Origin of the sequence: Lacinutrix sp. MedPE-SW, assembly GCF_001874145.1 — a bacterium.
Classification (GTDB): Bacteria; Bacteroidota; Bacteroidia; order Flavobacteriales; family Flavobacteriaceae; genus Lacinutrix.
The window spans coordinates 118,529-130,897 of sequence record NZ_MPCX01000006.1; the positions used below are offsets into that span (position 1 = coordinate 118,529).

Here is a 12,369-nt window from a genome sequence, read left to right on the forward strand (position 1 = left end):
TCCTATTAAAAAAGGAATGTAATTTTAGTTTATTAGATTTATATCACTTTCTTTAATAGTAATTACTAGTAGTAAATGATTTTAGCGCAAAAATAGATTATTTTTGTAACCTATTTGTCGAAAAGTATGGAAGATAATTTCAAAATGGTAGCCAAAACCTTATTTGGATTTGAAGATTTATTAGCACGAGAGCTTACTCAATTGGGAGCAATGCAGGTTAAAACTGGTGTGCGTAATGTTAGTTTTGTTGGCGATAAAGGTTTTATGTACAAAGCAAATCTTGCAATACGTACTGCAATTAAAATTTTAAAGCCTATAAGAACTTTTAAAGTAAGTAGTGAAAAAGATTTGTATTCTCAAGTCTATAAAATGAATTGGTCTAAATACTTAAAATCTTCTGGTTCTTTAGCAATAGATGCTACTGTACACTCTAAAGTGTTTACACATTCGCAATACACTGCATTAAAAGTAAAAGATGCGATTGTAGATAAGTTTAGAGATGAAACTGGTGAGCGCCCAAATGTAGATTTACGTTTTCCAGATTTAAAAATTAATGTTCATATAGACCGTTCTATATGTACTATTTCTTTAGATACTTCTGGAGAATCTTTACACAAGCGTGGTTATAAAACGGCTACAAATATAGCTCCTATAAACGAAGTGCTTGCAGCAGGAATGATTATGCTTTCTGGTTGGGATGGACAATCTGATTTTATGGATCCCATGTGTGGTAGTGGTACTGTTTTAGCAGAAGCTGCTATGATTGCTTGTAATATTCCACCAAATTTAATGCGTAAAGAGTTTGCTTTTGAGCGTTGGAATGATTGGGATGTTGAGTTATTTGAAAAAATTGAAGAATCGCTTCTTAAAAAAACCAGAGATTTTCATTATAAAATTTTAGGTTACGATAAATCGCCAAGTGCTGTAGCAAAAGCAAAGGATAATGTTAAAAATGCACATTTAGATGAGTTTATTACTATAAAGCACGAAGACTTCTTTAAAACTCAAAAAGCAGGAGACAATAAACTACATATGGTTTTTAATCCGCCATACGGTGAGCGTTTAGATATAGAAATGGAAAGTTTTTATAAAAACATTGGCGATACTTTAAAACAAGGATATCCAAATACAAATGCTTGGTTTATTACCTCTAATTTAGATGCCATAAAACATGTTGGTTTACGTCCGTCACGAAAAATAAAATTAATGAATGCGAAATTAGAATCTCGTTTAGTAAAATACGAGATGTATGCAGGAAGTAAAAAAGCAAAGTATAAGAATAATAACACTCTTGATTAAACACTTATTTAAACAAATACAATCTATATTAAGCTTAGTATGTTTACTAAGTTTACCATTGCTTGTCATTATTGTTTTGGGCTGGTTTGTAATGCCTTTTACTTACGTTTATTTAAAAGAAGTTATTGCATTTGGTTTTTTAACAGCGATATTTAGTAGTATTTTCCTTTTTTTTAAATCTGAAAAATTACGTAAATGGTATTTGCTATTTTCAGTTATTTTATTAAGCGTTTTAGCAGTAATAAAATTAAGTTTTTATATTAATTATGGTGTTAAAATTAGTTCTTCAATTTTGTTTGTAATTTTTGAAACAAATAGGAGTGAAGCATCAGATTTTCTTTCTAATTATTTTAATGTAAAAATTATAGGTTTAATTCTGTTTTTTATAGCATTAGTAGGCTTTTCTGTTGTATTTTTAAAACAAAAAAAACTAAAAAATTTACAGTTTTCATTTCCTATTAAGGCTTTAGGGTTAGTAAGTATTTTAATAGCATTATTTTTTATTTTTACACGTTTTAATAATGAAAACTTACTGTATACAACTATTACTTCTTATGAAGATTATACAATAGCAAAAGCAAATTTAAAGGCGGCTTTAGCTAAAGAAAACACAAAAACAATTACTGTAACTAACACTTTAAATATACCACAAACGTATGTTGTAGTTATTGGCGAGTCTACCTCAAGCTGGCACATGCAGTTGTATGGTTATGATAGAGAAACAAACCCAAAATTAAAAGCCATAGAGAAAGAATTAGTAGTGTTTGATAGTGTTATTACGCCTAATGTACATACTATAGTTGCTTTAGAAAAAATATTAACCTTAGCAGATTATAATGCTCCAAAACTAAAAGACAATGCATCAATTGTGCAATTAGCAAACAATGCAGGATTTGAAACGTTTTGGATATCAAATCAAAAACCAGTGGGTTTGCATGAAAGTATTCCTACACTTATAGGTAATGCTGCAAAAAATAAAAATTTTGTAACAACCGAGCATAGTGCTTATAATATTTATGACGAAGCATTGCTGCCTTACTTAAAAAAAGCGTTAGATGATAAAGCAAAAAAGAAGATGATTTTTTTACATTTAATAGGAAATCATAGTGCTTACAAAAGGCGTTATCCAGAGCAATTTAATAAGTTTAAGAATAATAAAAAGAATACAAAAGCCAATAATATTGACGCTTTAGAAAGTATTAATTTTTATGATAATGCTACTTTATACAACGATTATATTATAAGAGAAGTTATTGAAGCGGTAAGAGCCAAAAATACCAATAGTTTTGTTTTATACTTATCAGATCATGGAGATGAAGTTTTTGATACTATAAGTTTAGTTGGACATAACGAGTTTCATGCCACAAGACCAATGTACGAGGTGCCATTTATAGTATGGTTTTCTAAGGCATATAAAAGCTCAAACAAAGATCTTTTTACTATTAAGGGTTTAAAAAACAGGCCTTATATGTTAGATGATTTTTTTCATAGTTTTTCAGATTTAAGTCGTATTAATTTTGAAGGCTTTAATCCTGAAAAAAGTATTTTTAATAAAAGGTTTAAAAAGAAAGAAAGATTGATTAAAAAAGGAATTAATTATGACAAAAGGTAAAAAAAGAAACCTTTTTATTTTTGCAATACTTTTAATAATACTTGCAGCACTTTTATATAGCTATCAATATACTGTAAAGCGATTAGAGTTTTTAGGTTATTACAATAAAGTCTATGCACATAGAGTGAATAGTATAGAAAAATTAAACCAAGCTTTAAAACATTTTAAAGGTGTTGAGTTAGATTTAGTATACAATGTAAACACCGATAAGTTTGATGTAAACCATCCGCCAGCAGAATCAATAAATTTATCTTTTGAAAGTTATTTATCTGCTATAAAAACAGATACTTTACCTTTTTTATGGTTAGATATTAAAAATTTAGAGTCTAAAAACAGTTATAAAATACTATCAAAACTAGAATTTTTAGTAAATAAATTTAATTATCCAAAAGATAAATTATTAGTAGAATCGTTAGTTCCTGTGGCGTTACGGCCTTTTAATGGTTCTGGTTTTAAAACAAGTTACTACTTGAAACCAAAACTATATTTACATGATAGTTTAAATTTAAAAACAGAAATAAAAAATATAAGAACGGTTTTAAAAAATCAACCGTATTTAGCAATTTCTGCTAGTTATGAGAATTATGATTTAATAAATAAATATTTCCCTAAAGAAACTAAATATATGTGGGCAATAACACCTGCATATCATTTTAAACAATTAAAAATACGTGAGGTATTAAAAGATAGTACAGTTGCCATACTATTAAGTAATTTTAAAGCAAAAAAAGGAAATCGCTAATAGTTTTTAAAGTATATTTTAATGATGATTTTTAAGTTATGAGGTTTAAATTATAACTTTATAAACTGGCCTTTTACCCACAACATGCTTTGGTGGAAAAAAGTTTTTTAATTACTTAGCTTTTTTAAATATAGGAATTAGATAAGAAATAGTATAACCATATCCAACTCCAATTCTGCCACTATCAAACGTTTTATTAAATCCAGGAATAAAAAGATTTTCAAAATTATTAGGTTGATCTTGAGTAATGTTACCTTTTAATTGAAAATTAAGTCCTAAAAACAAATTGTTTAATACTTCGGTTTTAATACCAAATTGTAGTTCAATCCATACTGCAGAAAGGCCTTTAACTTCAAGTGCTTCGGTAGAAGTAAACTGCGGTGTAAAAAATTGATCTTGTGCATAAACAGTAAAACTATTTCTAGTTTGAGAAAAGGTACTTGTTCCTAATCTAAATCCGCTATAAATCATATTTTCCATACCTAACCAGTTGGAATATAGGTTGTAATCTGCTCCGGCTTTAAGGTAGCTACCTTTGGCAGTAACACTTAAAAAATCGTTAGTAGTCGTTTTTTCTTCGTTACCAAGTTCTGCAGCTAAGTACCAATTTTTAGTAATTCTATAATCTCCGCTAACTTCAAAACCTTTATAATCATCATCTATCGCGGTGCGTACAAGTTTACTTATATCTGCCCCAAAACGAATACCATATTTTTGTTTAATTTTTATAGAATCAGTTATAGTTGTTGTTTCTTCTTCTATTTCATTTTGTGCATAGATAGTGCTGTAACACAAAAACAAACAAAAAAGAAGACTAGTGTAAAAGGTTAAAGTGTGTTGTTGATTCATCTTCAATAGATTGATTTACGTTAACAGGTTCTATTAGGTTTATCCAATTATCAGTGTCATTCTCCACTGCAATGGTTACATTTTTAAAAATAGTTTTATAACCACAGGCTCTAGAAACATATATTTCTTCGGTTTCATAAGTTATTATAACACTATCAGGATTTCCATTAATAACAGTTCCATCTGTATCTTCTTCATAATCTTTATAAAAAACAAAACTAGTTTCGTTTTCAGAAGTTTTTAATGGTAAAATTATATTAGAAACTGTTGTGTCTCCTTGGTAATCTTCAATAACCATTTCTGGATTATCTGTTACTTCAACTCGAAAATTAGCAGCACTTTTTACAATATCTTCATTCTGTAAATCTAAAAAGTCTATAATTAACCTTGGTGTTGTTGGTGTACTTTCTGGACAAATATCATCACGTTCGCAACTAAAAGCAATACATGATAATACTAGGAGTATAGTAATATATTTATTCATAATTAACGTTTCTCTAAAAGTACAATATTTTCTACATGAAATGTTTGCGGAAACATATCTACAGCTTGTACTTTTGTTACTTTATACATGGCATCCATAAGTTGTAAATCTCTTGCTTGAGTTGCACTATTACAACTTACATATACCACTTTTTGTGGTGCAATATTTAATATTTGCTGTACAACATCCTTGTGCATACCATCTCTTGGAGGATCTGTAATAATAACATCTGGTTGACCATGAGTATTTATAAACTCTTGATTAAATACATTTTTCATGTCACCCACAAAAAAAGAAACGTTATCTATACCATTTAATTGTGCATTTTCTTTAGCAGCAGTTATAGCGTCTGGTACAGCTTCTACACCTACAACTTTTTTGGCTTGTTTTGCTACAAATTGCGCAATGGTTCCTGTTCCTGTATATAAATCGTAAACTAGTTCGTCTCCTTTTAAACCTGCAAAAGTTCTTGTTAATTTATATAACTCGTAGGCTTGTTTTGAGTTGGTTTGATAAAAAGATTTGGCATTAATTTTAAATTTTAAGCCTTCCATTTCTTCAAATATATGGTCGTTTCCTTTGTAGCAAATAACCTCTTGATCGTAAATAGTGTCGTTAGCTTTACCATTAATTACATATTGTAATGAGGTAACTTGTGGAAATTCTTCAGCAATAAAATCTAATAGTAATTCTCTTTTTGCCTTATCTTCTTTAAAAAACTGAACCAATACCATAATATCTCCTGTTGTAGAGGTTCTAATCATTAAGGTTCTAAGTAATCCAGTTTGATTTCTGGTATTAAAAAACTCTAAATTATTTTTAACAGCAAACGCTTTAATACTATTTCTTATAGCGTTTGAAGGATCTGCTTGTAAGTGACATGTATTAAGGTCTAAAATTTTATCCCACATTCCCGGAATATGGAAACCTAAAGCGTTTCTATCTCCTAAATCTTTATCGCTTTGTATTTCTTCTAGCGTTAACCAACGTGAGTCGCTAAAAGAAAATTCCATTTTATTACGGTAGTAATATTGCTCGGCAGCGCCTAAAATAGGTGTAACTTCAGGCAGTTCTATATGCCCAATCCTTACTAGATTATTTGTAACTTCTTTTTGTTTATAAAACAATTGATGCTCGTAGGCCATACTTTGCCATTTACAACCACCACAAACACCAAAATGCTCGCAAAGCGGTTGCGTACGTTTATCGCTTAATGTATGAAAAACGGTAGCTTTACCTTCGTAGTAAGCTTTACGTTTTTTAAAAGTTTGCACATCTACAACATCTCCAGGTACAGCATTAGGCAAAAAAATCACTTTTCCGTCTGGTGCTTTTGCAACAGTTTTTCCTTTTGCTGCAGCATCTATAACTTCAACATTAGTGAAAACCTTCTTTCTATTTTTACTTCTTCCCATAGCTGCAAAAGTAGTTTGTTTTTTTGCATGATAAAAATTTTAATTAGCACTTTATATTTAGTAATTTGCAAGCCTTAGGGATGATTTCTTTCCCACGCTGAATTTTCGACACTTCGAAAGGAAAAAGGTAGATAAGGAATGGCTTTTTTATTCACTAATAAACATTATTAAAATGGCTGTTTTAGAACATTTAACATCGCAACAAGCGATAGATTTAGAAAACAAATACGGAGCACACAACTATCATCCGTTACCAGTAGTATTAAGTAAAGGCGAAGGCGTTCATGTTTGGGACGTAGAAGGAAAAAAGTATTACGATTTCCTATCGGCTTATTCTGCTGTAAACCAAGGACATTGTCACCCAAAAATTGTTGGAGCAATGACGAGTCAAGCACAAACACTTACATTAACATCTCGAGCTTTTTATAACGATATGTTAGGAAAGTTTGAAAAGTATGCAAGCGAAACTTTTAATTACGATAAGTTATTACCAATGAATACTGGTGCAGAAGCTGTAGAAACAGCTTTAAAACTTTGTAGAAAATGGGCTTATGAAGTAAAAGGAATAGATGAAAATGAAGCAGAGATTATTGTTTGCGAAAACAATTTTCATGGTAGAACAACAACAATTATTTCTTTTTCTAATGATCCTGTAGCACGTAAAAACTTTGGTCCTTATACAAAAGGATTTATTAAAATTGAATACGATAATTTGCAAGCTTTAGAAGAAGCTTTAAAAAACAACAAAAATGTTGCAGGATTTTTAGTAGAACCTATTCAAGGTGAAGCTGGAGTTTATGTACCTAGCGAAGGATATTTAGCAGCAGCAAAAGCTTTATGTGAAAAACATAATGTACTATTTATTGCAGACGAAGTACAAACAGGTATTGCAAGAACAGGCCGTTTATTAGCTACTTGCGGAAATTGCTCTTGTGATAATAAACATTGCTCTGGTACACCAGAAGTAAAAGCAGATATTTTAATTTTAGGTAAAGCCTTATCTGGTGGAGCATATCCTGTATCTGCAGTTTTAGCTAACGATGCTATAATGAATGTTATAAAACCTGGTAATCATGGTAGTACTTTTGGTGGAAATCCTGTAGCAGCAGCAATTGGTATTGCGGCTTTAGAGGTTATTAAAGATGAAAAATTGGCCAATAATGCTCAAGAATTAGGAGAGGTTTTTAGAACTGAACTTTCAAAATATATAGAAAACTCTACTATTGTTAATGGGGTTAGAGGTAAAGGTTTATTAAACGCTATATTAATTAACGATACTGAAGACAGTGATACGGCATGGAACATTTGTATAGCTTTAAGAGATAATGGTTTATTGGCTAAACCTACTCATGGAAACATTATACGTTTTGCGCCACCTTTAGTAATGACTAAAGAGCAATTGCTAGACTGTGTATCTATAATAACTAAAACATTAAAACAATTTGAAAAGTAAAATTGTTTAATTTATTTTATAAAAAAAGCCTTTCAAGAAATTGAAAGGCTTTTTTAATTTTAATAATTTATAAACTTACTCAGCAGTTTGAGTTTGGTATTGCTCCATCATTTGTCTAGATTGCTCCATCATCTCATCCCAACCAACAGTTGAAATTTGGTAAATAGTCCAGGCTAAGTATAAAACATTAATAATCATGATTACTAAGGCAACAGTTTTTGCCGTTTGCATTGCTTTTGTATCTCCTTCATAAGCATCTGGATTTAACTGCGCTGCTTTAATTTGGTTAGCAGCAATAAAATATGCTGGTGCAGATAATAATACTCCTGAGCCACCTATACAGCAGCAAAATAAGCCAATAATTGATAATACATAAACTAAAGTTGGGTTCAGTTTTTTCTTCATAAGTTGGTTGGTTTAAATTAATTGTTTGACTATAAAACTAATAATTATTATTAATACTGAAGCTATTGCTAAGCCATTAATAATTTTATTGATGTTTTTAAATTTATAAAAAAAAGAAGTAACTATTAATAAACCTAAAGGTATTAGGGTGAAAATAGCAGGATACATTTTAAATGCTTCAATTATTTCGCCATGAAATAAAAAACTCAAACTACGTTGTAAACCACAGCCCATACAATCAAAACCAAAAAGTTTTTTGTTTAAACAAGGCAACATGTATTCTTGTAAGTTTTGCATAAAAATGTTTAAAACAAATGTATATAAAAAAGTAGGCAAAAAAAAAGTTGATACTTATTGTATCAACTTTTCTTTTAAATTACATAGTACAATTAATTATTTACAATAATTTTTTTGGTTTGTACTGTGTTATCTTTAAATGTTACATTAACTATGTAAACACCAGTACTTAAAGATTTAGTAGAAAACTCATATTGAGGTTTTGTATTTAAGTCTGTCTTATTTAAAATTTGTTTGCCAGAAACATCTGTAATTGTTACAGTGTTTATTTGTTTTGCATTTGGATTATAAATTTCTAGTTGAGAGCGCTTGTTATTTTGAAAAATATTAAAATTAGAATCTTCAAAGGCTTCAGTAGTTAAAGTATTAGTGTTATTAAATACAATTTCAAAGCGATTATCGTAAATACCTGCTTCTAAATTTGTTTCAAAGTTTAATACTGTTAAATCGTAATAAACATCTGTTTCTTTATCATGTAAGTATATAGGTTGATTATCTAAATTTTGAATATCGTACACTTTAACAGCAACAGGCATATTTTGTTCTATTTTTAATACTAAAGGTATTTTTAAATCTATATCAAAGTTATGTGCTTGAGTAACATAAGGTACATCTTGTAATATAAAGTAAGCATCTGTAGGAGCTGTTTCATTATTGGCAGATTCTAATCCAAAATCAAAACCATTTGTAGCTGTTGGATGAAAATTATGTAATAAAGGTCTTGTAAACGCATTGTTAAAATTTACATTTAACCTAAAACGTTTATAAGGGTTTGGTAAAATTTGACCATGATCATTATAATTGTAAATATCCTGCTCTTCGTTAGTAAATTTTTGAGTTTGAGATGCTGTTTTATAAAACTCACTATTAGGATCGGTTTGTTTGTAATAAGCTCTATGCTCATTTTTAAATTGCAAATTCCCGTCTGCCGTAGCTTCTACCATGAATCCTTGACCTACTGCAATGTACCTATATATTCTTTTGCCCGAAGTTGATGCAGAACCAATACCACTTGGAAATCCATTTGCATCTGGTGAAGAGAAAATTGGTGCATTCCATGATTGCATTAAACCATCAGCAGAAATTGTGTACATACCATAACCACCAATATAGTCTGCTGTTTGATGAGAGCTAACACTTAAATCATGTTCCCAAAATAAAAGTGTTCCATCAAAAAGAGCATTATTATTTGGGTCGTGAATAAAAGCAGCAGTATCTAAAGCACTTGGGTATGGGTTTCCTGCAAGTGTACTTTGGCCATTTAAAACAGCTACATTAATAGTACCTGTGTTAGGTTTCCCTCTAAAGTCATATAATTGTCCTGTAGATCCAGTAATACCTTTCATTGTAAAACCATAACCACTAGCTAAGTTGCCAGATTCACCAATGTGATCCCAATCTGAATATTGTGTACCAGGATTATAACTGTATAACCAATAGCTAGATATTGTTAATGGAGTACTTGTACCATCAAGACTTCCTGTAAAAGAAACAGGTATACTTGTAATTTCATTTAATAGTGGATCTACGTTTCCAATCCACTCATAAAAATTAGTATTTGGCCTAAAATCACTATTTCCAGCAAAATCTGTATCTACATTACCAACTGGTGATGCCCAAAAATTATAAGCGTAATTGTGTACTGTTCCCGATTGAAATATACTTAATTTACCTAATCCAGAATTTCCAGTCACTCCAGTACCTTGTACAAGTTGTGCATCGTTTCGTAAATATAGAGATGAAGCAGATTCTTTTAAATTAACATCGTCTTCAACAAATAAAACTTGATCATTAGCGTAAAGAAAAGCGTTATTTCTAACTGTTAATTGGGCAAAACTAGTTGTAACTAGTAATGAAAATAGAAAAAATGATAGGATTTTTTTCATAATTAAGTGGTTTATAAAAGTAAATTCGGGTGTACAAATATACTGATTTTAAGAGAGTTGCAAAACAATTAATTTTAATTTTATGAACTGTAAACGTTTTTTTTGTTCTTTATTAAAATACCATAGGCAATAATTTAGAGATAATATAATATTCAAGTTATGTTTTATTAGTTTTGTAATAATGAATAAGAGTAATATTATTAGTTATTTATCTATACTAATTGGAGGTGTTGTAGCTATCTACGCAAATGCCAATAGCCAACAAAATGTGTACTTACTTATACTAGGTATTTTTATGCTTATGTTTGGTGGCTTTAGGTTAAATTCTAAGCTTAGTAGTAAAGTAAAAAATAAAAAGGAAAAAAATTATTTTACAGGAGAAGAGGAGTGAGTTTTAAAGTAGGAGATAAGGTTTTTGTTTTAGATGAAGCACTTTCAGGACAGGTAATAAAAGTTCTAAAAGATAGTGTTGTAATTGAAGATACCAATGGGTTTGAACTAACTTTTGGCTTTACCGAAGTTGTAAAACAAGAAGATTCTACATTAAAAAATGAAGCTTTTTCTAAAAAAAGCGCACATCAAGTTGCTTTAGAAAAAGCATCTAAAAAAAGAAAACAAACACCTAAAGTTAAGCCTAAAGAACGTTTTCAGCCTACAATGGAAGTCGATTTGCATATTCACCAATTAGTAAAATCTGAACGTGGTATGACTAGCCACGAAAAAAAGTTACTTCAATTAGACACAGCAAAACATAAATTAGAGTTTGCTATGAAAAAGAAAATACAAAAAGTAGTATTTATACATGGTGTAGGTGAAGGTACTTTAAAAATTGAATTACAATACTTATTTGGCAGATATAATAATGTTAAATACTACGATGCCGACTATAGAAAATATGGGCAAGGAGCTACAGAGGTTTATATATATCAAAATGTAAAACCAGAGTATTAAAACTCTGGAGTTACTTGTCGAGAGGTTATATTAACGTTTGCATCATCTGTTAAGGTACCAAATTCTAATACATCTTGATTAATTGTTGGTAATGCCAAATCAAATATTGTTAAAGATAATGTGAATGTTTGGTTTATATTATGCTCACTGTATTCTGTAGTATCAACACTATTTACAATTAATGGATTTCGGTAATCTGGTAATGCGCCACCATCTGTAAAGTCATCTGTAGGATCTAGATTTTCATTTTCAGTATCTTCATTAATTGTTAAAATACCATCATTGTCATCATCATTATCTAAATAATCAGGAATTAAGTTATCTGGATCTTCACTTTCTTCATCTGTATTTCTAGCAGTTAAAGTTTCAGTGTCAGCATCATAAACAATACCTTCATCTATTGTTTTAACGTTATCACCATCATCATCATCATCAAGATAGTTTGGTAAACCATCGCCATCTGTATCATCATCATCAAGAATTCCGTTGTTATTTATATCTTCCAATTCAGCAGGAATACCATCGTTATCATCTTCAATTAAACCTACGGTAAAAACTGCAGTTCCACCAGTAGCAATAGCATCGTTAGTTATACTAACACTTGATTGTGGTATTGCAGTACAAAAAACATTACTAGGGTCTGCATTATAAGTTCTATAATTAAAAGCGTTAGAACTATTTATAGCAATACTAACATTTTCATCGTTTACTAAATTAACAAGCAAATCATTATCAGGATCAATAGTAGTTGCAAATAATTCTGCTAAAGTTCTGTCACCAATAAAAGAAAGCGATTCAAAAGGATCTGTTTTAGTTTTATATACAGTAAAATTATCGTTAGAGTTTAAATCGCAAGCATTAAAAGTATCATCAAATTCTAAAGATTCAGTAATAATATCACCATCGTTACAAGAGTAAAAAAGAAAAGATATGGCTAAAAGAGATAAAATGTTTTTCATATAAATTATAGAATTTC

13 protein-coding genes are annotated in these 12,369 nt (G+C 29.8%); 6 read left to right on the plus strand and 7 right to left on the minus strand.

The window, feature by feature from the left end:
* The first annotated feature begins 126 nt into the window (after positions 1 to 126).
* The 3 genes from BM549_RS07615 to BM549_RS07625 are packed head-to-tail and all read left to right on the plus strand — an operon-like array spanning position 127 to position 3,653.
* Positions 127 to 1,299: a THUMP domain-containing protein gene (locus tag BM549_RS07615; protein ID WP_290469727.1), complete on the plus strand. Its 1,173-nt coding sequence runs from the start codon at positions 127 to 129 to the stop codon at positions 1,297 to 1,299.
* Positions 1,250 to 2,911, plus strand: coding sequence for a sulfatase-like hydrolase/transferase (locus BM549_RS07620; RefSeq protein WP_290469728.1), 1,662 nt, complete (start codon positions 1,250 to 1,252; stop codon positions 2,909 to 2,911). The genes BM549_RS07615 and BM549_RS07620 overlap by 50 nt, the downstream gene beginning before the upstream one ends.
* Positions 2,898 to 3,653, plus strand: a complete 756-nt coding sequence (locus BM549_RS07625) for a hypothetical protein (RefSeq protein ID WP_290469729.1) — start codon at positions 2,898 to 2,900, stop codon at positions 3,651 to 3,653. The genes BM549_RS07620 and BM549_RS07625 overlap by 14 nt, the downstream gene beginning before the upstream one ends.
* A gap of 111 nt (positions 3,654 to 3,764) precedes the next feature.
* Here BM549_RS07625 and BM549_RS07630 read toward each other — a convergent pair whose 3' ends face one another.
* The 3 genes from BM549_RS07630 to rlmD are packed head-to-tail and all read right to left on the minus strand — an operon-like array spanning position 3,765 to position 6,401.
* On the minus strand, positions 3,765 to 4,502 hold the full coding sequence (locus BM549_RS07630; RefSeq protein WP_290469730.1) for a DUF6048 family protein: 738 nt from the start codon (positions 4,500 to 4,502) through the stop codon (positions 3,765 to 3,767).
* Positions 4,468 to 4,986 carry a DUF6452 family protein gene (locus BM549_RS07635; RefSeq protein WP_290469731.1) on the minus strand — a complete coding sequence of 173 codons (519 nt, stop codon included), beginning with the start codon at positions 4,984 to 4,986 and terminating at the stop codon, positions 4,468 to 4,470. Before BM549_RS07635 ends, BM549_RS07630 begins: the two co-directional genes overlap by 35 nt.
* A 2-nt stretch (positions 4,987 to 4,988) precedes the next feature.
* The gene (gene rlmD, locus BM549_RS07640; protein WP_290469732.1) at positions 4,989 to 6,401 is read right to left on the minus strand and encodes a 23S rRNA (uracil(1939)-C(5))-methyltransferase RlmD; all 1,413 of its coding nucleotides are present in this window, start codon (positions 6,399 to 6,401) and stop codon (positions 4,989 to 4,991) included.
* A 172-nt stretch (positions 6,402 to 6,573) separates the two neighbouring features.
* Here rlmD and rocD point away from each other — a divergent pair, with 172 nt between their 5' ends.
* Positions 6,574 to 7,854: an ornithine--oxo-acid transaminase gene (rocD, locus tag BM549_RS07645; protein WP_290469733.1), complete on the plus strand. Its 1,281-nt coding sequence runs from the start codon at positions 6,574 to 6,576 to the stop codon at positions 7,852 to 7,854.
* Positions 7,855 to 7,929: 75 nt separating this feature from the next.
* Here the strand turns inward: rocD and BM549_RS07650 are convergent, their stop codons facing one another.
* From BM549_RS07650 to BM549_RS07660, 3 genes are all read right to left on the minus strand, one after another.
* Positions 7,930 to 8,259 carry a CCC motif membrane protein gene (locus BM549_RS07650; RefSeq protein WP_290469734.1) on the minus strand — a complete coding sequence of 110 codons (330 nt, stop codon included), beginning with the start codon at positions 8,257 to 8,259 and terminating at the stop codon, positions 7,930 to 7,932.
* A 12-nt stretch (positions 8,260 to 8,271) separates the two neighbouring features.
* Positions 8,272 to 8,556, minus strand: coding sequence for a DUF2752 domain-containing protein (locus tag BM549_RS07655; RefSeq protein ID WP_290469735.1), 285 nt, complete (start codon positions 8,554 to 8,556; stop codon positions 8,272 to 8,274).
* Between the two features lie 92 nt (positions 8,557 to 8,648).
* Positions 8,649 to 10,442 carry a T9SS type A sorting domain-containing protein gene (locus BM549_RS07660; RefSeq protein ID WP_290469736.1) on the minus strand — a complete coding sequence of 598 codons (1,794 nt, stop codon included), beginning with the start codon at positions 10,440 to 10,442 and terminating at the stop codon, positions 8,649 to 8,651.
* A 181-nt stretch (positions 10,443 to 10,623) separates the two neighbouring features.
* Here BM549_RS07660 and BM549_RS07665 point away from each other — a divergent pair, with 181 nt between their 5' ends.
* Positions 10,624 to 10,833: a hypothetical protein gene (locus tag BM549_RS07665; protein ID WP_290469737.1), complete on the plus strand. Its 210-nt coding sequence runs from the start codon at positions 10,624 to 10,626 to the stop codon at positions 10,831 to 10,833.
* The gene (locus tag BM549_RS07670; RefSeq protein ID WP_290469738.1) at positions 10,830 to 11,393 is read left to right on the plus strand and encodes a Smr/MutS family protein; all 564 of its coding nucleotides are present in this window, start codon (positions 10,830 to 10,832) and stop codon (positions 11,391 to 11,393) included. The genes BM549_RS07665 and BM549_RS07670 overlap by 4 nt, the downstream gene beginning before the upstream one ends.
* Here BM549_RS07670 and BM549_RS07675 read toward each other — a convergent pair.
* Entirely contained in the window at positions 11,390 to 12,352 is a 963-nt protein-coding gene (locus tag BM549_RS07675) for a hypothetical protein (RefSeq protein WP_290469739.1), read from the minus strand. The genes BM549_RS07670 and BM549_RS07675 overlap by 4 nt on opposite strands.
* Between the last annotated feature and the right edge of the window lie 17 nt (positions 12,353 to 12,369).